Origin of the sequence: Pseudaeromonas aegiceratis (assembly GCF_046254905.1) — a bacterium.
Classification (GTDB): Bacteria; Pseudomonadota; Gammaproteobacteria; order Enterobacterales; family Aeromonadaceae; genus Pseudaeromonas; species Pseudaeromonas aegiceratis.
In genome coordinates, this window is the sequence record NZ_CP158016.1 from 683,448 (window position 1) to 702,806 (window position 19,359).

General features: G+C 63.8%; 21 protein-coding genes. 6 read left to right on the forward strand and 15 right to left on the reverse strand.

Translation table 11 applies throughout. From position 1 onward, the window contains the following. Position 1: 1 nt before the first annotated feature. The 8 genes from ABHF91_RS03405 to ABHF91_RS03440 form a co-directional block, all read right to left on the reverse strand. Positions 2-508 (reverse strand): hypothetical protein, encoded by a 507-nt coding sequence (locus ABHF91_RS03405; protein ID WP_409422073.1) that lies wholly within the window; start codon positions 506-508, stop codon positions 2-4. Between the two features lie 2 nt (positions 509-510). Beyond that, positions 511-1,323: a PilW family protein gene (locus ABHF91_RS03410; RefSeq protein WP_409422074.1), complete on the reverse strand. Its 813-nt coding sequence runs from the start codon at positions 1,321-1,323 to the stop codon at positions 511-513. Next, on the reverse strand, positions 1,323-1,823 hold the full coding sequence (gene pilV / locus ABHF91_RS03415; RefSeq protein ID WP_409422075.1) for a type IV pilus modification protein PilV: 501 nt from the start codon (positions 1,821-1,823) through the stop codon (positions 1,323-1,325). The genes ABHF91_RS03410 and pilV overlap by 1 nt, the downstream gene beginning before the upstream one ends. Further along, positions 1,804-2,325 (reverse strand): GspH/FimT family pseudopilin, encoded by a 522-nt coding sequence (locus ABHF91_RS03420; RefSeq protein WP_409422076.1) that lies wholly within the window; start codon positions 2,323-2,325, stop codon positions 1,804-1,806. The genes pilV and ABHF91_RS03420 overlap by 20 nt, the downstream gene beginning before the upstream one ends. Before the next feature lie 213 nt (positions 2,326-2,538). Further along, positions 2,539-3,390, reverse strand: coding sequence for a 23S rRNA (adenine(2030)-N(6))-methyltransferase RlmJ (locus ABHF91_RS03425; protein WP_409422077.1), 852 nt, complete (start codon positions 3,388-3,390; stop codon positions 2,539-2,541). A gap of 5 nt (positions 3,391-3,395) precedes the next feature. Then, entirely contained in the window at positions 3,396-3,854 is a 459-nt protein-coding gene (locus ABHF91_RS03430; RefSeq protein ID WP_409422078.1) for a TIGR02444 family protein, read from the reverse strand. Further along, positions 3,838-5,754: an ABC transporter ATP-binding protein gene (locus ABHF91_RS03435; protein WP_409422079.1), complete on the reverse strand. Its 1,917-nt coding sequence runs from the start codon at positions 5,752-5,754 to the stop codon at positions 3,838-3,840. The genes ABHF91_RS03430 and ABHF91_RS03435 overlap by 17 nt, the downstream gene beginning before the upstream one ends. Beyond that, positions 5,751-6,491, reverse strand: a complete 741-nt coding sequence (locus ABHF91_RS03440; RefSeq protein WP_409422080.1) for a hypothetical protein — start codon at positions 6,489-6,491, stop codon at positions 5,751-5,753. Before ABHF91_RS03440 ends, ABHF91_RS03435 begins: the two co-directional genes overlap by 4 nt. 144 nt (positions 6,492-6,635) lie before the next feature. Here ABHF91_RS03440 and ABHF91_RS03445 point away from each other — a divergent pair, with 144 nt between their 5' ends. After that, the gene (locus ABHF91_RS03445; RefSeq protein ID WP_409422081.1) at positions 6,636-7,253 is read left to right on the forward strand and encodes a peptidylprolyl isomerase; all 618 of its coding nucleotides are present in this window, start codon (positions 6,636-6,638) and stop codon (positions 7,251-7,253) included. Between the two features lie 61 nt (positions 7,254-7,314). Here the strand turns inward: ABHF91_RS03445 and ABHF91_RS03450 are convergent, their stop codons facing one another. Beyond that, on the reverse strand, positions 7,315-7,530 hold the full coding sequence (locus ABHF91_RS03450; RefSeq protein ID WP_409422082.1) for a SlyX family protein: 216 nt from the start codon (positions 7,528-7,530) through the stop codon (positions 7,315-7,317). A 7-nt stretch (positions 7,531-7,537) separates the two neighbouring features. Further along, positions 7,538-8,512 carry a WD40 repeat domain-containing protein gene (locus ABHF91_RS03455; protein ID WP_409422083.1) on the reverse strand — a complete coding sequence of 325 codons (975 nt, stop codon included), beginning with the start codon at positions 8,510-8,512 and terminating at the stop codon, positions 7,538-7,540. A gap of 119 nt (positions 8,513-8,631) precedes the next feature. Between ABHF91_RS03455 and fkpA the strand changes: the two genes are divergently transcribed. From fkpA to ABHF91_RS03470, 3 genes are all read left to right on the forward strand, one after another. After that, the gene (gene fkpA, locus ABHF91_RS03460; protein ID WP_409422084.1) at positions 8,632-9,423 is read left to right on the forward strand and encodes an FKBP-type peptidyl-prolyl cis-trans isomerase; all 792 of its coding nucleotides are present in this window, start codon (positions 8,632-8,634) and stop codon (positions 9,421-9,423) included. A gap of 147 nt (positions 9,424-9,570) precedes the next feature. Beyond that, positions 9,571-11,361: a cation:proton antiporter gene (locus ABHF91_RS03465; protein ID WP_409422085.1), complete on the forward strand. Its 1,791-nt coding sequence runs from the start codon at positions 9,571-9,573 to the stop codon at positions 11,359-11,361. A 251-nt stretch (positions 11,362-11,612) separates the two neighbouring features. Continuing rightward, the gene (locus ABHF91_RS03470) at positions 11,613-12,476 is read left to right on the forward strand and encodes a helix-turn-helix domain-containing protein (RefSeq protein ID WP_409422086.1); all 864 of its coding nucleotides are present in this window, start codon (positions 11,613-11,615) and stop codon (positions 12,474-12,476) included. Here ABHF91_RS03470 and ABHF91_RS03475 read toward each other — a convergent pair. Then, a complete protein-coding gene (locus tag ABHF91_RS03475; RefSeq protein ID WP_409422087.1) occupies positions 12,473-12,853 on the reverse strand; it encodes a hypothetical protein in 381 nt (126 codons plus the stop codon). The two genes, ABHF91_RS03470 and ABHF91_RS03475, sit on opposite strands and share 4 nt — an antisense overlap. A 354-nt stretch (positions 12,854-13,207) precedes the next feature. Here ABHF91_RS03475 and ABHF91_RS03480 point away from each other — a divergent pair, with 354 nt between their 5' ends. After that, positions 13,208-14,263 carry a porin gene (locus ABHF91_RS03480; RefSeq protein ID WP_409423075.1) on the forward strand — a complete coding sequence of 352 codons (1,056 nt, stop codon included), beginning with the start codon at positions 13,208-13,210 and terminating at the stop codon, positions 14,261-14,263. 64 nt (positions 14,264-14,327) lie between these two features. On the opposite strand, the gene ABHF91_RS03485 is transcribed toward ABHF91_RS03480, so the two are convergent. The 4 genes from ABHF91_RS03485 to aspA form a co-directional block, all read right to left on the reverse strand. After that, a complete protein-coding gene (locus tag ABHF91_RS03485) occupies positions 14,328-14,597 on the reverse strand; it encodes a GIY-YIG nuclease family protein (RefSeq protein WP_409422088.1) in 270 nt (89 codons plus the stop codon). 244 nt (positions 14,598-14,841) lie between these two features. Continuing rightward, the gene (gene dsbD, locus ABHF91_RS03490; RefSeq protein ID WP_409422089.1) at positions 14,842-16,557 is read right to left on the reverse strand and encodes a protein-disulfide reductase DsbD; all 1,716 of its coding nucleotides are present in this window, start codon (positions 16,555-16,557) and stop codon (positions 14,842-14,844) included. After that, entirely contained in the window at positions 16,548-16,871 is a 324-nt protein-coding gene (gene cutA, locus ABHF91_RS03495) for a divalent-cation tolerance protein CutA (RefSeq protein WP_409422090.1), read from the reverse strand. Before cutA ends, dsbD begins: the two co-directional genes overlap by 10 nt. Before the next feature lie 157 nt (positions 16,872-17,028). Next, on the reverse strand, positions 17,029-18,480 hold the full coding sequence (gene aspA / locus ABHF91_RS03500; protein WP_409422091.1) for an aspartate ammonia-lyase: 1,452 nt from the start codon (positions 18,478-18,480) through the stop codon (positions 17,029-17,031). Positions 18,481-18,876: 396 nt separating this feature from the next. Here aspA and ABHF91_RS03505 point away from each other — a divergent pair, with 396 nt between their 5' ends. Continuing rightward, positions 18,877-19,350, forward strand: coding sequence for an FxsA family protein (locus ABHF91_RS03505; RefSeq protein WP_409422092.1), 474 nt, complete (start codon positions 18,877-18,879; stop codon positions 19,348-19,350). Positions 19,351-19,359: the final 9 nt, after the last annotated feature.

Here is a 19,359-nt window from a genome sequence, read left to right on the forward strand (position 1 = left end):
CCTACTCGGTCGTCTGGCGTGTGGTGGAGACCACAAAATAGGACTGCAGCAGGGTGTGGGCGCCGCCTGGGCCTTCCCCCCGACTGGTGACCCGGAAGTACTGCCGGCCCTGCTGCTCTTCCACATCGGCCGACGTGGGGACAAACTCCCGCTCTTCGATGCGAAATTGCGGCGCGCCCTCGCTGAGGGCGCTGAAGCTGGTGGTGTTGCTGGCCCAGTTGCTGCTGTCACGCCACCAGCTGGCATCCGTATCCAGATCCGTGCTGATGCTGTCGGTGTCATCGGCGTAGATGGCATCGATATTATCTGCCACTGTGCTGCGAAACAGGGCTTCGGCCCGCAGCATGGCGGACTTGGCGATGGCCTCGCTGCGGGCCTGGTCATACTGACTGTTGGCGGTCTGTTGACTGCGGATGGCGGTTTTGCCAATGGCCATGGCGATGATGCCGATCAGCAGGGTGATGATAAGGGCAGCCACCAAGGCGATGCCCCGTGGGGGACGGTTCATGGTCAGCTTCCCTGGTTATGGAGTGTGATGTTGCCGCTGAACACCTGTCGCAACAGGCGGTCGCCACCGGCGGTGACGGACTTGTCCAGCAATTGATAGCTCTGACTGACACTCTGGATGCCCTGGCCGGACGCGGTACTGGCGAGGAAGGCATATTCCACCGCGATCACGCCGGTCCAGTCGCTGATGCTGCTGGCGGCCACAAAGCTGGCACCTGTGGTGTCGGGGAGAAAGCGAAACTGCAGGGACTCGACGCCGCTGGCCAATACCTGGGTGTGCCCCTGATCGTCCGCGCAGACCAGCTCCTCATCCGGGTTGACATACAGGCTGATGGTGACCAGCGTCTGGTTGCTGATGGCGTTGCCGCTGCAGTCGAACAGGAAGCCATCGGCGGTGGTGTCACTGCCGCTATCATCATTATCCTTGGTGCTGGAACCATAGAAGCGCAACAGCAGCACATCCGTATTGGCCAGGGCGGTACTGCTGCCGCTGAGGTCGTTCTCGCCGTAGACCGCCTGCTCGGCACTCCAGCTGATGGCTGGGGAGGCAACGGCTTCGACCGGCAGCGTTCTTTCGAGGCGCAGGCGTTGATAGTTGATAAAGCCCGCCTGGGCCAGGGTGTTTTGCAACAGCAGGTTGACCCGGCGGCCTGACTCGGTCAGTTGGCCGTTGGCCTGGGAGAGGGCATAGGTCTGCTGGCTGCTGCTGAGCATGCTGTAGAGACCGGCGATGATAAACAGGCCGATGGCGATGCCGACCATCAGCTCTACCAGCCCGAATCCTTTCGATGATGTGATGGGAGACGTCGTTAACATCAGCTGCTTACCCAGAAGGTCAGGTGGTGGCATTGGTGACTGTCCACCTCGTCACAGGTGCTGGCGCCGCTGCCGGTGAGGGTGGCATCCCAGGTGAGGGTGATGGTCACCTGACGGCCATCATCCAGGTCTTGACTGGCTACCGCAAAACGGGGCGAGGGCAGACGGGCACTCATGCGCTGATACCAGTCACTGAGCAGGTTCTGTGCCCGTTGGCTGTCGCTGCAGTCGCTGCAGGAGACGGTGGTGGGGGTGGCTCCCGCCAGGCCGGCAAAGTCAAAATCGCCAGCCACCGCCAGATCCGTCTCCTGGCTGATGGTTTCGGACAGCTCCTGCAGTGACTGCACCGCCGCCTGGTAGGACTTGGCCTGTTCCTGGCGTTGCATGCTGTTCATCTGCAGGCTGGCGAAGCCCAGCAGCCCGATGGCCACTATGACCAAGGCAATCAGTACCTCGATTAGGGTCGACCCTTGTTGGTGATTAACTACAGGTGATTGCACTGCCGTCTCCTAACGTCAGGTTGCCTACGCTGCTGATCTCTATCTGCCGATTGCTGCTGCTGATGCTGCTGGAGCAAAAGTTAAAGGTGCTGCTGTTGACGAAGCCGTTCGGCAGGAAGGTCACCAGGCTGCTGGCGCCGCTCAGGCTCACACTGATGCGGGTATCATTCTGTTGCACCGCCAGGATCGTCTCGCCGCTATCCAGGGTGCTGTCGCGATCGCTGTCGACGAAGGCCAGCCACCCGGTAGTCCAGTCGGTGCCGCAACTGCTGCCATCGCTGGAGGGGCAGAGCACCACGGGTTGCAGCTGGTTGAGGGCCGTCTCCCTGGCCAGGGACAAGCCGCTGAGCAGGGCATCCCGACGTTCCATGATCCGCTGGTTTTCCATGAAGTGTTGGAAGGACGGCACGCCGATCGTCGCCACTATGGCGAGGACGGCCACGGCGATGAGCAGTTCGATCAATGTAAAACCTGTACAGGATGGGGAGCGACAACCCGCCATACGCCCTCTTGTGTCACTACGATCCGGCCAGCGGATCGTTCGAATCCTTATTCCCTGTGATGAGGTGAATCCCTTGTCGGACCAGCGACGAAGAAAGCCGCAGCCGCGGGCGAATTATCACCAGATGCCATGTGCTTGTATACGTGGGCGGGCCAGATCTGTGAGCGGAGAGTTATTTCCTTTATGGATGAGAAGGGTTTCGTTAGAGTATTTTCACAATCCTCGAATGAGCCATTCAATGTGCCACTTGGCGCCATCTGCCTGTCGCAAGCGATCGCAGAGCCGGGGTAACAGGGTGGCGAGCTGACTGTCCAGCTGCCAGGGGGCGTTGATGATGGCCAGACCCGAGCCGTTCATGCCCCAGTCGGCCGGCTGTTCGGCGACCTCCAGCTCCACCTTCAGCAGGGAGGGCAGGGGCAGGGCCGCCAGGCGTGCCAGCATCTCACGGCTGCGATCGGCTTCTTTGCCCAGGATGGGATACCAGAGGGCGTAGATGCCGGTGGGCCAGCGGCGTAACGCCTTTTCCAGTCCTTTCACCGCCTTGTCGTAGTCGGTCTTGAGCTCGTAAGGCGGGTCGATCAGCACCAGGCCACGACGTGGCGTGGGGGGCAGCATGGCCTGCAGCCCCTCAAAGCCATCCCTGTGGTGAATGGCCACCCTGGGGTCGCTGCCCAGGTGGCGCCGCAAGATCTCCACCTCGTTGTTGTGCAGCTCCATCAACATCAGCTTGTCCTGCTCCCGCAGCAGGTGACGGGCGACCTCGGGGGAGCCGGGATAAAAGCGCAATCCCTGCTCATCATTGAGGGCGGCGATGGACCCCAGGTAGGCGCTCAGCTCCGGCCAGTCCGTCGGCTGGGGCCACAGGCGGGCGATACCGTCTTCGAACTCGGCCCTTTTCTGGGACCACTCGCCGCTCAAGTCATAACAGCCGCCACCCGCGTGGGTGTCGATATAGCAAAACGGCTTGTCCTTGGCCTTGAGCGCCTCCAGCAGCAGGCTCTGCACGGCGTGTTTGAGAACGTCGGCATGGTTGCCGGCATGAAAGGCGTGGCGATAACTTAGCATGGTGTCTATTCCGGGGCTGAGGGCGTTGCCAGGGTCAGCAGCGGTTGCCGTAGCGGGCTCTGATCCAGGCCAAGATGAGTTAAATAGTCGGTCAGACTGGGGGCTTTGCCAAGGAGGAGCGCGGCCAACAGCCCCTCCTGGGCCCACTGTTCCAGCGCCAGCTCATGGGCGAGCAGGGCCTGGTAATCACATGTCTCCAGCCGGGTCTTGAGGCGACGGCGCAGGGCGCGCCAGGGCTTGAGCACCGCCGCCTGGCGCTGGCTGGCGGCCAGCAGCGGCGGCAGCTGCACCCCTTGGCCTCTGCGGGCCAGCAGGATGAGCAGCAGCAGGAGGTTGATGTCGGCACCGGCCTTGTCCTGGGCTTGCAGGCAGAGGGTCTCCACCCCGGGCTCGCGGTAGAGGGCCTGGGTTTGCTGCCACAGCTCGGCCGGAGTGAGACCGGCTGGCTCACAGGGATTGGGCAAAGTCCTGCTCCTTTTGCTCTATCTCTTCTCCCAGGCTCATCCACTCCAGCTCGACCCCCTCCAGGGCTTGCTTCAAGGGGCCCTGGCGACTGAGCAGCGTGGTCAGCTGGGCCTTGGCCGACTCCTGATAGATCGCCGGATCGGCCAGGGCCTGCGCTATCTCGTCCAGCTCCCCTTGCAGGGACTCCAGCTGCTTCTCCAGCTTGTCGAGCCGCTGCTTGAGGGGGCGCAGGCTCTGGCGGAACTCCGCCTCCCGGCGCTTGAGATCCTTGCGGGCGGCGGCGCTGTTCTGGGTCGGCTCGACCGTGCCGGGGGGCGTGGCTTGGGCCTTGTCGTGATCCAGCAGCCATCTGTGGTAGTCGTCCAGATCCCCCTCGAACAGCTCGACCCGGCCGTCGTGCACCAGGTAGAGATCGTCTGTGGTGGTGCGCAGCAGGTGGCGATCGTGGGAGACGATGACCATGGCCCCCTCGAAGCCCTGCAACGCCAGGGTCAGGGCCTCGCGCATCTCCAGATCCAGGTGGTTGGTGGGTTCGTCCAGCAGCAGCAGGTTGGGTTTTTCCCACACCACCAGGGCCAGCACCAGGCGGGCCTTTTCACCGCCGGAGAAGGGGGCGACCGGGGAGAGGGCCTTGTCACCGTGGAAGTCGAAGCCCCCCAGGTAGTTGCGCAGCTCCTGCTCGCTGGCCTGGGGGGCCAGGCGGGTGAGGTGGGCCAGGGGACTCTCGTCACCCCGCAGGTATTCCAGCTGATGCTGGGCAAAGTAGCCGATCTTGACGCCCTTGGCGGGCTCCAGCTCACCGGATAAGGGTGCCAGCTCGCCGGCCAGCAGCTTGATGAAGGTGGATTTACCGGCGCCGTTGCGCCCCAGCAGGCCGATGCGCGAACCCGGCACCAGGTTGAGCTTGATCTGCTCCAGCACCCGCTTGTCGCCATAGCCGGCGGACAGCTGCTCCATGCGCATCAAGGGGGTGGGCAGGGCATCCGGGGTGCGGAAGCCGAAATGAAAGGGCGAGTCCACGTGGGCGGGCAGGATCCGCTCCATCCGCTCCATGGCCTTCAGGCGGCTCTGGGCCTGACGGGCCTTGGTGGCCTTGTAGCGGAAGCGTTCCACATAGGATTGCATGTGGGCCAGGGTCTGTTGCTGGCGCTCATACAGCGCCTGATGCTGGGCCAGCTGTTCGGCGCGCTGCAGCTCGAAGTCCGAGTAGCCACCCGTGTATTCGTTGAGCTTGCCGTTTTCGATATGAATAATGCGCCCCACCACCTTGTCGAGAAAGTCCCGGTCGTGGGAGATGAGCAGCAGGGTGCCGCGGTAGCCTCTGAGCCAGCCTTCGAGCCAGATCACCGCATCGAGATCCAGGTGGTTGGTGGGTTCGTCCAAGAGCAGCAGATCGGAGCGGCACAGCAGGGCCTGGGCCAGGTTCAGCCGCATACGCCAGCCACCGGAGAAGGCCCGCACCGGGGATTGTTGCTGCTCGGCGGCAAAGCCCAAGCCGTGCAGCAGGGCGCCGGCCCGGGCACGGATGCTCCAGCCGTCGATGGCCTCCAGCTTGCCGTGCAGCTCCGCCACCCTGAGGCCGTCATCCGCCTCTGTGGCGTCCGCCAGGGCCTGTTCCAGCTGGCGGTATTCCTCATCGCCGTCGATGACGTACTCCAGGGCCGGCATGTCCAGGGCCGGCGTCTCCTGGGCCACGCTGGCGATCTGCCAGCCGGCGGGCACGCTCAGCTGGCCGTTGTCCACCTGCAGCTGGCCCTTGATCAGGGCGAACAGGGAGGACTTGCCGCAGCCGTTGCGCCCCACCAGACCCACCTTCTGGCCCGGGTGTATGGTGGCGCTGGCATCTTCCAGCAGCTTGGTGCTGCCGCGCAGCAGTTCGATGTGGGAGGCGAGGATCATGACGCTGAACTCCGGTTGCCGGCTTGGGCGTGGGTGGGCAGGTAGCGCTGCACCAGGCGTTGATAGGCGGCCAGGCCGTTCAGACCGGCGGCCTCGGCGGCCTGGGCCTCGCTTAGGCCGTGTTTGATCCCCTCCAGGGTCTGCAGCAGTTGCCACTGGCTCTGCCACTGGTCGGGCCCCAGATCCAGGGCCGCGCGAAAGCGGGCCGGCAGGCTGCGGGGCGACAGGCCGCTGCTCTGCTGCCAGGCATCGGCCTGGGCGTCGGCCGCGCCCCCGTCCATGATGACGGCGAGCACGGCGGCCAGCCCCGGGGCCAGGGCTGCCAAGCTGGCCTGCTGCCGCAAGGTGCTGGTTTGCAAGGTGTCGAGCAGCACCCGCAGCTTGCGGCCATGGGCCCCCTGCCAGTCGCGATCGCTATCGTCTCTGAGGCTATCGAGCAGCGGGGCCAACAGGGGGGCGTCGGTCAAGAAGCCGGCCGCCTGGGGCAGCGACGGACTGACGCGCACCGAGCAACGCACCCGGCACAGCTCGGCGCCGGCCAGCCGGGTCAGGCTGTACAGGCACTCCGCCGGCAGCCAGACGCTGCTGCCTTTGGGTAGCAACCACTGCTGCTTGCCCAGGCGCAGCAGAGCGCTGCCGCCATACAGATGCAACAGCTGGGCATAGGGTTCCCGCTGGCGTTGGGGCAGCACAAGATGGGGGCTGCGCTGGTACAAATACTCGATGGGATAGGGCATGGATACAGCACTGGTGGCAAATCGAGGGCGCATTATACGTTAAAACCGCCATGGGGGCAGATGGCGGGCCGGTTGTGTATTCAGTTCGGCTTTTTTCCGGTATGCTGGCGGCAATTTATCCACAGTGCCAGCCGGAAGTTAGATATGAAAGTAAGCCATCTGAGCGTAGTTACCCTTGATTACACAGTGTCGGACGAAGCGGGTGAGGTGCTGGACAGCACCGAAGGTCGCGAGCCCTTGGTCTACCTGCACGGCGCCGGTTTCCTGGTCCCGGGTCTGGAGAAGGCACTGTATGACCGCGAGCCTGGCGACAGCTTCGAGCTGAAGGTGGATGCCGCCGACGCCTATGGCGAGTACCACGAAGAGCTGGTGCAAGAGGTGCCGGGTGAGCTGTTCGACGGCATGGAAGTGGCCGAAGGGGACACCTTCGTGGCCGATACCGACGATGGCCATCGTCCGGTGACCGTGGTGGAAGTGTCCGAAGCGTTCGTCAAGGTGGATGCCAACCACCCGCTGGCCGGGGTGAACCTGCAGTTCGCCGTGACGGTGCGCGACGTGCGTGCCGCCACCGCCGAGGAGATTGCCCATGGTCACGTCCATGGTGGCGGTTGCTGCGGCGGTCACGACCATGGTGACGAGGGCTGCTGCGGCGGTCAAGGTCATGAGCATGGCGAAGAGGGCTGCTGCGGTGGTCACGGGCATGAGCATGCCGAAGAAGAAGAGCATCAGTGCTGTGGCGGCGGTGGTTGCCATAGCCACTAAGGCCGTGCCGCTGCGCCCAGCCCCATAAAAAAACCGCCCTCGGGCGGTTTTTTTATGGCCGTTAATAATGTGGCGGCGGTGTCTCTTCGGCTTGGCTGGCCACCGGCGAGCCTTGCACCTCTTGGAGTTTGGTTTGCACGGCGCGCATCTTCTCATGCAGGGCGTCCAACTGGCGCTGTTGCTGGATCAGCGCCTGGTTGAGCTGTTCTATGGTGTCTTCCTGGAAGGCCAGCCGGGTTTCCAGCCGTTCCAGCAGGGATTGTAACTCGTCTTGCATCATGACCTCATTGTACCGACCAGGCTTCAGCCAGACCGCTGGAGCTGGTGGTGATGATTCGATTGTCATCCTGCAGGGCCACCGAGTAGATGACCCCGCCGGAGGGGCGGAGCTTGTTGCGGGCCGAGACCTGCCAGGCCTTGAGCTGCTGGCCGGTGAGTACGTCCCACAGTTGCAGACGGCGGGCCGGGGAGCCGGTGATCAGCCACTTGCCGTCGTTGGCAAACCGCACCGCGCTGAAGATCAGCTGTCTGGCCGGTATTTTCAACTGGCTGAGCCGCTTGCCATCCTTGAGGGACCAGATGTTGGCCTTGCTCTGGCTGTCGGCGGTGAAGGCGTAACGCCCCATGGGATCCAGCGCCACCTTGCTGACCCGGCTGCCGTGATTGAAACGCCAGATCACCTGGCCGCTCTGGGTATCCCACAGGTAGGCGGCATAATCGTTGCCGCCGGTGAGGGCGTAACGGCCGTTGGGGGAGAGATCCACCGAGTTGATCTTCTCGGTATGGCCGAGAAACTCCAGCCGGCGGCCGGTCTTGAGATCCACGTGTTCCACCTTGCCGTCGCCGCGGCCGATGAGCACGTAGCGGCCGTAGCTGGAGATGGCGATGTCGCGGATGCTGGATTGGTCCTGGGAGTAGTAACCCACTGCCTTACCCGTCTCCAGATCCCAGATGACGAAGTCGTTGCGACCGGCGGTGACGGCATGGGTGCCGCTGGCCGAGATGCGCACCAGAAAGACATCGTTGGCCGCGCCTTCCTTGTGCTCCCACTGGTAGCGGACCTTGTTTTGCGGCAGATCCCACACCAGCACCCCGCGGTCCACGGTGGAGACCACCGAGATCCGGCCATCCTCGGTCAGATCGGCGGCGTAAGAACCGTTAGGGGCCTGTTCCCACTGGGCCAGGGGATCACTGCCACCGGTACAGGCGGCCAGCAATCCCAGCAGACCGGCGGCCAGCCAGCGAGAGATTTTTTTCATTATTGCTGGATCCACGCTATTGTTCGACTCCATCTAGGGGGTAGTATAAAACGCTTGTCTTAATAAGCCTCTCTTTTAATTGACAAACAAAGAGAATGATTCCAATCGCGGAGATGATGATGAAGCAATTTTTCAAGATGTCCCTGATGGCAGTAGCCGTAGCTGTCGCCGTGACCGGCTGCCAGAAAGAGGACACCAAGGCCGAGCAGCCGGCTCAGGTTGAACTCAAGACCTTCGAACAGCAATCCGGCTATGCCATCGGTCTGTCCATGGGCCGTTACATCAGCAATACCCTGGCTCGTCAGCAAGAGCTGGGTGTGTCCCTGGACAACGAAGTGATCCTGCGCGGTGTGCAGGATGGCCTGGCCAAGCAGGCGAAGATGAGCGATGAGGAGCTGGAAAAGGCCCTGAAGGCTTACGACAAGAAGATCAATGAAGCCGCGGCCAAGAAGGCTGAGGACGATGCCAAGGGCAACCTGGAGAAGGGCAAGAAGTTCCTGGAAGAGAACGCCAAGAAGGACGGGGTGAAGGTCACCAAGTCCGGCCTGCAGTATCAGGTGATCACCGAAGGCAAGGGTGACAAGCCCAAGGCCAGCGACGTGGTGAAGGTGCACTACACCGGCACCCTGATCGACGGCACCAAGTTCGACAGCTCCTACGATCGTAAAGAACCGGCCGAGTTCCCGCTGGATCACGTGATCCCGGGCTGGACCGAAGGCGTGCAGCTGATGACCGTCGGTTCCAAGTACAAGCTGTTCCTGCCCTCCGAGCTGGCCTACGGCGAGCAGGGTGCCGGCTCCATTCCGCCCAACTCCGTCCTGGTGTTTGAAGTGGAACTGCTGGACATCGTCAAGCCGGATGCCAAGGCCGACGCCAAGCCGGAAGCTAAGCCGGCCGCCGCCAAGAAATAAGGCGCAGCTGCCCGAAAAACCGGCCTATAGGGCCGGTTTTTTTATGCCTGACGCTGGCCTCGTCTGGTTGTCAAACGCCGCCTGATGGGGCACTGTGAGGCCTGAATGCTCCGCCGGGATCCCCCGGCCAGCCTGCAAGGAGACTGCATGACGGTATTGATGCTGGCGGCGATTTCGCTCGTTTCCGTGTTGGCCCAATGGCTGGCTTGGTCGCTGCGGGTGCCGGCCATCCTGTTTTTGCTGCTCACCGGCCTGGCCCTGGGGCCGGTGGCCGGGGTGCTGAACCCCGATGCCATCATGGGGGATCTGCTGTTCCCCATCGTCTCCCTGTCGGTGGCCATCATCTTGTTTGAAGGCGCCCTGGGATTGCACCTGTCGGAGCTCAAGGGCATCGGCAAGGTGGTGCGCAACCTCTGCTCCATCGGGATGTTGGCCAGCTTTGCCGTTATCGCCGTGGCCAGCCACTTCCTGCTGGGCCTGGCCTGGCAGGTGGCCCTGGTGCTGGGGGCCGTGCTGGTGGTGACGGGGCCCACCGTCATCGCCCCCATGCTCAACGTCATCCGCCCCACCCCCGAGATCGATCGCATCCTGCGCTGGGAGGGGATCGTCATCGACCCCATCGGCGCCCTGTTTGCGGTGCTGGTGTTTGAGGCGGTGGCCCTGCATAGCCCGGATGGGGTGTTCTGGCACACGCTGCAGGCCCTGGGGCGCACCCTGGCGGTGGGCTTTGGCCTGGGCTGGCTGGGGGGCTGGCTGTTGGCCCTGCTGATCCGCCGGGATTGGCTGCCGGCCAAGCTGCAGAAGTTTGCCACCCTGGCCGCCGTGCTGGGGCTGTTTGGTTTCTCGGACTTCTTGAGCCACGAGTCTGGGCTCTTGAGCGTCACCGTCATGGGGCTCTATCTGGCCAACCGCTCGGATCTGGATCTGGAGGAGATCCTGGCCTTCAAGGAGGACTTGAGCGTCATCCTCATCTCCACCCTGTTTATCCTGCTGGCCGCCCGGCTGGACATGCATCAGCTGTGGCAGTTGGGCCCCATGGTGCTGGCGCTGCTGCTGGTGGTGCAACTGGTGGCGCGGCCCCTGTGCATCCTGCTCTCCACCTGGCGCAGCGATCTCAGCTGGCGGGCCCGGGCCCTGCTGGCCTGGGTGGCGCCGCGGGGCATAGTGGCGGCGGCGGTGGGGTCGGCCTTCGCCGCCTCCCTGGAGCAGGCCGCGGTGCCCGATGCCGACAAGCTGGTGCCCCTGGTGTTTGCGGTGATCATCGCCACCGTGGTGGTGCAGAGCCTGACGGCCTCCCCCCTGGCCCGCTGGCTCAAGGTGCAGCAACCCAAGGCCAGTCTGGTGCTCATCATTGGCGCCAACCACCTGGCACGGGTCATCGCCCTGGCCCTCAAGGAGCAGAACATTCCCGTGCTGCTGGCGGATCCGGTGTGGGATTACTACCGTCAGGCCCGCATGAGCGGCCTGCCCAGCTATTACGGCAATCCGCAATCCGAGCAGGCGGAGCGACAGCTGCCCCTGGGGTCGGTGCGCTGGGTGCTGGCGTTGTCGCCTAACCGCCATCAGAACGCCCTGGGGGTGCTGCACTTTGCCCACCTGCTGGGGGTGGACAAGGTGTTCTCCTTGCGGGCCAGCGAACAGGGGCGGCTCAACTGCGAGAGCCGGACCTTCCGGGCGCGGCAGCGGCTGTTTGCCCCGGATGCCACCTACGCCAAGCTCACCACCCAGCTGGCGCTGGGAGCCCAGGTCAAGGCCACCCGACTGGGGGAGGCCTTCAACTGGCAGGATTACCAAAAGACCCATCCGGATGCGTTGCCGCTGTTTGTGGTGACGGACAAGGGGCGGTTGCGGGTTATGGAGGTGGAGGGCTCGGCACCACCCAAGGCCGGGGAGACTGTGCTCTCCTTGGTGCCCGCCAAGCGCGAGGCGACGGCCTGAGGGGCGGCGGATAAAAAAATGCCGCCAGAAGTGTGGTGGCGGCATTCAAAAGAAACAACATAAGGATCAAGCTGAACGTTCAACCAGCCCTGAGACAATGGTTGTGACTCACCAGGCCCCTGCACAAGCCATCCCGAGAGAACCTCTCTCTTTGTTGCACCAGGGAGTCCAGATCAACAACTTGACGTCGGCCATTCTCTCAGTTTTTATAGGCCTATCCCCATACTTGGCTGTTTCGTCAGGATGTCTATTTGTCTCATAGTCCCATCATAGAACTCAGCGAAGAGAGCCAGCAGAATATCTTTGACTGCCGCACCGGCAGCCTGGCGGAGGGCTTTGGTCTGCAGGTGGTGGGCTATGCCCAGCTGGCCGGCCATTACCGGGTGGCCCAGCAGCTGGCGTTTCCGTTATTGGAGATCACCCTCTCCGGCGAAGGCTGGAGTCAGGTGGACGGGCGGGTTCAGCGGCTGCGCCGCGGTGACATCCTCTGCGTGCCCGCCGGAGCGCCCTATGAGCTGCGTACCCTGGAGGGGGATCCGTGGGAGAAGGTGTTCCTGCTGCTGGATCAGGATGGCCGGGAGCTCAATCCACCCCGGGAGGTGGCGCGTTACAGCCGGCCTGAGGTGGTGAGCCTGCGGCCCCTGATGCAGCAGTTGCAGGCGGAACAGAGCCGCCGGGATCTGCTCAGCGGCCAGGTGCTCTCTGCCCTGACCCAGTTGCTCAGCCTGCAGCTGCGGCGGTTGCTCACCGAAGGGGCCCCCAGCGGCCTGACCGCCCGGTTGCAGCAGGTGATCCAGCAGGTGCAGCAGAACCTGGCCTATCCCTGGTCTACCGAGGAGTTGGCCCGCCGGCTGGGCTGCTCTCGAGCCCAGCTGCACCGCCTGTTCAGCGCCCAGTTGGGCCGCAGCCCCATGCAGCATATCGAATGGCTGCGCCTGCAGCGGGCCAGTCACTGGCTGCAGACCACGCCCTGGCCGTTGAAGTTGATCGCCGATCGCCTGGGCTACGAAAATCCCTACCACTTCTCCACCGCCTTCAAGCGGCGCATGGGGTTGTCCCCCATCCATTACCGGGAGCGGCATAGCCTGGTGGGGCCACCGCGCCCGGCGGGTTAGGGGACAGGTGCCACCAGCTGCAGGCTCTTGTTCAGCACCCCGTCCGTCACATCCAGCCGGTAATCCCCGGAGAGGCGGAAGATGCGCCATTGCTGGCCATCCAGACCGCGGGCGCCCTGGTAGTCACGGGCATCGGCCACCGAGGCGAAGGCCTGGGTGCCGGAATAGAGGCCGAACAGGCAGGGGCCCAGCTTGACGATGGACTCCCCTCGGGCCAGGGCCTCGGCATCGCTGGCCTGGCTCAGGGTGAAGACGGGATGACGGGGGGCGGCGCGCACCATGGGCACGCTGTTGAGCTGCAGGTTGATGAGGGCGGCCATCCCCAGGGCCAGCAGCAGGCCCAGGGGCAGGGAGAAGCGTCTGATCAGTCCGAACATACCGGCCTCCAGGCAGGGCTTTCCGCGACAACACCATGAATTTTCAACTTTAAAGTAAAGTGTTTCGCTAAACCAGTCCGCCGCGACTGGCCGGTGACCCACTGGGTGAGCCCGAGGTCACCGTCCTCTTTTGTTCTGTCATTCCTTCGGCTTGTCCGCCATCCCTCCTTTTTGCTGACAAGGCCGCGCTCCAACCGGTGTTCTTCCTAGGCTGGCTTGGGCGGCGTGTCGCAGCCGGTTCAGTCAAGGTTTAGGGCCCATGCCTATAGTCCCCAGGGCGAGCCCCGCAAATCGGGGGCCGATTCCCGCAGGACTGGCCTGCGGCAAACAATAAGGAATGATGACGGTATGATGATGAAGCCTTCTGCTCTGGCACTGATGATCCCCTCACTGCTTGGCGTCTCCGCCGTACAAGCCGTTTCCCTGTACGATCAAGAGGGTACTCAGATCGACCTCAATGGTCGTGCCGTGGGGTTGTACTATGGCTCTGGCGATGAGGCCAGCCGTGGCGACCAGAGTTATCTGCGGTTCGGTCTCGATGGCCGGACCCAGATCAATCCGGCTCTGTACGGTTTTGGTTCTTTCGAGTACAACCTGCCCACCTCCGGCAGCGACAACGATGAAGTGCGTCAGGCCTATGCCGGCCTGGGCGGTGACTTCGGCGCCTTCAGCTATGGTCGCCAGTACGGTCTGTTTTCCAAGCTGAACGACTATACCGACGTGCTGCCTGAGTTCGGCGGTGACGGCCTGGGCAGCGGCGCCGACCAGTTGGGGACGGGGCGCAACAGCGGTCTGCTGCAGTACAACATCAGCTACCAGGGGCTGTTTGCCGGCCTGCAGTACACGGGGCAGGCCGATGCCCAGCACCAGGATGATGACAGCTGGTCCAGCAACAACGGCGAAGGTTATGCCCTGCTGGCTGGTTACGATTCGCCCATGGGCCTGAGCCTGGCCGCCGCCTACAACCGGGTGAACAAGACCAGTGACCAGCGCGCCAATGCCAGCTTCGGGGGGTATCAGGATGCCCAGCTGACCGGGGTGGGGGTGAAGTACGATGCCAACCGCCTCTACGCGGCTGCCACCTACTCCTATGGTCGTCACCACGTCTATAACGGCACCGTCAACGGCTTCTTCGACAAGAGCCAGGGCTATGAAGCCGTGCTGCAGTACCAGCTGACCAATGCCTTCAAGCCCTCTTTGGCCTATGTCCGCACCGACGTGAAGGAAGGCAGCCAGGGGATCGATGCCACTCTGACCGAGTACGTCAGCCTGGGGGGCTTCTACCAGTTCAACCCCAGTATCCAGGCCTATGTGGACTACCGCTGGAATCAGCTGAGTGCCTCTGAGGCCCGCCAATTCGGCAACACCGACGAGGATATCGTCGCCGTGGGCTTGCGCTACGACTTCTAAGCGCCAGCGCAGCAATAAAAAACGCCAGCCCATGGGCTGGCGTTTTCGTGTCTGAGGGTGGGCCCTACTGCAGTTCTGGCAGGCAGCATTCGCCCCGCAGCAGCGCCTCCTTGCGCCACTTGGGCCAGCGTTTGAGCAGGTATTCCAGGCGCAGGGCATGGCTATGGCCGCCCACCTGCCGCTGGAATACCAACTCCAGGGGGCCCTTGCCCCGCAGGGCCCGGGCTCCCGTGCCATTGGTGTGCTCCCCCAGGCGGCGAGAGACATCTGTGCTGATGCCGGTATACAGACAGCCGTAGCCGTCCCGCACCATGTAGAGGGACCAGTCGTTCATCGCCGGGCCTCCTGGGGGACCGGGTGCTTGAACACAGAGGCGACCGCTGCCTGTGGGCAGTGATCGTCATGGATGAGAGTCCGGCCTGAGCGCCGGGACGGATGGCTCTGGTTCATGGCGATACGGCTCGATTGGTTGAGAAGCGAACAGACTAGTTTTTTTACTCAGCCATCTCAAGCGGTTAGCGGAAAAGATCCGCGAAAAATGGCGCTGGAGCACAGGATAGGCTACGCGTGGCGCCGGCTTAGTTGAAAATGGTTTCCATATGAGAAACAAAGCGCCGCGGTGGCACGAAGCCGTCCAGTCGGGCCACGGGTTCCGGTTGATCGCCGTAAAACAGCAGGGTCGGCAGGCCAAACACCTGTAGCTGACTGAGCAGTTGCTGGTTCTCGCTGCTGGCCGCCGTGACATCCACCCGCAACAGGCGGTAGGGGGCCAGGGCTTGCTGGACGGCCGGATCCCGGAAGGTCTCCTCCTCATATTGGCGGCAGGCCACACACCAGTCGGCGTACAGATCCAGCAGCACAGGCTGACCCTCCTGGCGGGCCTGGGCCAGGGCCTGTTGCAGGGCCGGCAGGCCCGCCACCTCAGTAAAGGTCAGTCCCGGCGCCGCCTGGCGTGGCCAGGCCCACAGGCCCCCCAGCAGGGCTATGGTCAACAGCAGGGCGCCCTTGCCCAGCCGCGGGTACTTGGGCGGCTCCCAGTCCTTGAGCAGGTAACCCAAGGCCGCCAGCGCCAGCAAGAGGGCGGCGAGGTGGATGAGCCAATCCGGCAGCAAGCGCTCCAGCAGCAGCAGGGGCACCGCCAGCAGCACGAAACCGAACAGCGTCTTGACCTTCACCATCCAGCGACCGGCCCGGGGCAGCCAGCGGTTGCCGAAGGCGCCGATGAGCAGCAGGGGCAGCCCCATGCCCAGACTCAGCAGATAGAGGGCGGCGGCGCCGTACAGGCGATCCCCCCCCTGGGCCACGTAGAGCAGGGCGCCGGACAGGGGGGCCGTGGTGCAGGGGGAGCAGACCAGGGCCGACAGAGCGCCCATCAGCAGCACCCCCAGGTCGTTGCCGCTGGGCAAGCGGTTGGTCAGCTGGTGCAGCCGACCCTGCAGCTGGCCGGGCAGCTGCAGCTGATACAGGCCGAACATGGCCAGGGCCAACAGCACGAACAGGCCGCTGGCGCCCCACAGTACCCAGGGCTGTTGCAGCTGGGCCTGCAGCCCGGCTCCCAGGCTGGCGATGGCCAGCCCCAGCAGGCTGTAGGTGATGGCCATGCCCTGGACATAGAGCAGGGCCAGCCAGGCGCCGCGCCGGGGGCTGAGCCCCTGATTGCCCAGCAGCAGGCTGCTCAAGATGGGGTACATGGGGAACATGCAGGGAGTGAGGGACAGGCCCAGACCCAGGACGAAGAACAGCAGCAGGCCCATGGCACCGCCCCGGGCCAGGGGATTGTTATCGCTTGTGGCCGGGGTTGTCACCGGCTGGGGGGCGCTGGCCAGTGTTGTCTCCGCCGGCTGGACTGGGGCTGTGGGTGTCAGGGACAGGCTGGCCTGCACCGGGGGATAACAGAGCCCCTCGGTGCAGCCCTGGTAACGCAGGCTCAGGGTGGCGCCCGCCTGGATGCCCGATAGGGGCAGGCTGAAGTCCAGCTGATCGTAATAGACCCAGGTCTCACCGAAGAAGTCGTCCTGATGGGGCCGGGCCTCGGGCAGGCTTGGGGCACTCACCTCGGCCCCCTGGGCCTGCCAGCCGAGCTTGTCGCGATAGAGGTAGTAGCCGGGGGCGAGATCGAAGTGCACCCGCACCTGCTCCCCCTCCTGTTGCCAGCTGAGGGCAAAGGCCTGTTCTACCGGCAGAAACTGGGGCGTGCTCTGGCTGGGGGGCAGCAGGCTGTCCAACAGCGCATCGGCCCGCGTCGGGCCGATGGACAACAGCAGCAGGCAGGCCAGCCAGGCGATCAGTCGCACCCCAGACTCTCCTGTATCCAGTTCAAGTATTCTCTGTCCCCCTGGCAGACGTGCAGGCCCAGGATCTCCGGCACCTGATAGGGGTGGTGTTGGCGGATGAATTGACGCAGGGGTTCAAACAGGCTGTTGCGGGTCTTGATCAGCATCTGGACTTCCTGGGTCTCTTCCATCTCTCCCTCCCAGAGGTAGATGGAGGTGACCCCCTTGATGAGATTGACGCAGGCGGCTAAACGGTGCTCCACCAGTTGGCGGGCCAGCAGCTCGGCCACGCCTCGGTTGGGGCAGGTGCATAATACCAGTAGGGTCTCAGTCATGGGGCCTCCGATAAGGGGGGTCTGGCCCTACTATAGCCAGCCAAATATGAAAAATCATCGTTCCATGGCGTGCCCCTGGAGCTTGGTGGGTGCAAGAACCCCACCGTCATGCGGGGCGACGGTGGGGCTGAGGTGGTCAGGTCGGCGGGGCCGGGGATCAGGCCTGGTCGGTACTGCGCACGCCGCGGGGATAACGGCGACCGCGGTACTGGGGCCGCCGCAGGTTGGCGGGGGAGAAGATCTCGTCCAGCTGCGCCTCGGTGAGCAGGCCCAGTTCCAGCACCACCTCCCTGACCGACCGACCCGTCTCGGCGCAGATCCGCCCCACCTTGTCCCCCATGTGGTGGCCGATGTGGGGGTTCAGCAGGGTGACGATGCCGATGGAGTGGAACACATAGGCCTCGCAGATGGCCTGATTGGCGGTGATGCCCCGCACGCACTTGTGCTCCAGGCCGATGCAGGCCTTCTGCAGCAAAGAGATGGACTCAAACATGCACTGGGCGATCACCGGCTCCATGACGTTCAGCTGCAGCTGTCCCGCTTCGGCGGCCATGGTGATGGTGATGTCGTTGCCCACCACCTTGAAGGCCACCTGATTGACCACCTCGGGGATCACCGGGTTGACCTTGGCGGGCATGATGGAGGAGCCGGCCTGCAGCTGGGGCAGGTTGATCTCGTTGAAACCGGCCCGGGGGCCCGAGCTTAGCAGCCGCAGATCGTTGCACACCTTGGAGAGCTTGATGGCCAGCCGCTTCAGGGCGCTGTGCAGCATGACATAGGCGCCGCAGTCGGAGGTGGCCTCGATTAAGTCCTCTGCCGGCACATAGGGGGCGCCAGTGATCTCCGCCAGTTTCTGGATCGCCAGGGCGGAATATTCCGGCGGGGTGTTGAGACCGGTGCCGATGGCGGTGGCCCCCAGGTTCACCTCCAGCAGCAGCTCCCGCGCCTTGTGGATGCGGCCTATCTCCTCGTTGAGGGTGACCGCCCAGGCGTGGAACTCCTGGCCCAGGGTCATGGGCACCGCATCTTGCAGCTGGGTGCGGCCCAGCTTGAGGATCTCGTCGAAGGACTTGGCCTTCTCGTCGAAGGCGGCGATGAGGGACGAGAGGGCGTGGATCACCACTTCGCTGCTCTCATACAGCGCCACCCGAAAACCCGTGGGGTAGGCGTCGTTGGTGGACTGGCAGCAGTTGACGTGATCGTTGGGGTGCACCACGGCGTAGTCCCCCTTGGGGCGACCCAGCAGCTCCAGCGCCAGGTTGGCCAGCACCTCGTTGACGTTCATGTTCACCGAGGTACCGGCGCCGCCCTGGAACAGATCGATGGGGAACTGATCCAGGCAGCGGTCCTGTTCCAGCATCAGGCGGCAGGCCTGCACTATGGCGTCCACCGTCTCCTCCGGCAGCAGCCCCAGCTCACCGTTGGCCAGGGCGGCGGCCTGTTTGGTCTTCACCATGCCCTTGATAAAGGCCGGCACCTGGTTGATGGAGCGATCGCTGATCTGGAAATTTTCCACCGCCCGTAGGGTGTGGATGCCGTAATAGGCTTCGGCGGGTACCGCCCGCTCCCCCAGCAGATCCTCTTCGATGCGTACCTTTGCGTCTTGCATGTGTTCTCCCTCGGCCCGTGGCCTTGCTGCGGCTTGCCAAACTGGGTCAGACACCCACCTGGCCATCTTGCACCAGGCATCTAACCACACCATGAGCCAGAAGCCCCCTGGCCTGCCGTAACCGGGATCACAGCTTGCAGCACCGGTGGCGAGGCGCCGGGGAACTGACTGGACCTGTCTGACTATATCTTTAGTGCATCAATCTGTGAATTGCGTGACTGGCCAGTGGTTATTTTGGCTCTGGCCCTTGCGGGCCAGTGTATTGGGTTGTATGAAGGGCGGATCCATGGCGTCATGCTCTATCCTGGGTCGCGGCGGTATAGCCCTTGAATTCGGGTGGAATGTCACCATATAAGGCAACAGGGCCCGCCTGTGGGCCGCCAAGCCGAGGTTCCTTTGACCAAATTACTGCTGCCGGCGTTTCTGCTGCTGGCCCTGATCGAAATCTGGCTCATCATCCAGGTGGGCGCCGTGCTGGGGGCCTTCGCCACCCTGGCCCTCATGTTGTTCACCGCCGTACTGGGCATCTCCCTGGTGCGCAGCCAGGGGCTCAAGACCCTGATGGCCGCCCAGCAGCGCCTGGCCCAGGGCCAGGCCCCGGCCGGCGAGATGCTGCAGGGCCTGCTGCTGGCCGTGGCCGGCGGCCTGCTGATCCTGCCGGGGTTCTTCACCGATCTGCTGGGTCTGCTATTGTTGCAGCCGACCCTGCGCCGTTATCTCATATCCCGCTGGCTCAAGGCGGTGCCGGTGGCGCCGGGCTTTACCCCGACCGACGATCCATCGGTCGACCCAGGTCCGCTGACGCAGGATGGCCGGGATGCCCCCCAGGGCACCACCGTAGACGGCGAGTACGAGCGCAAGGATCGCTGAGAAAATTTT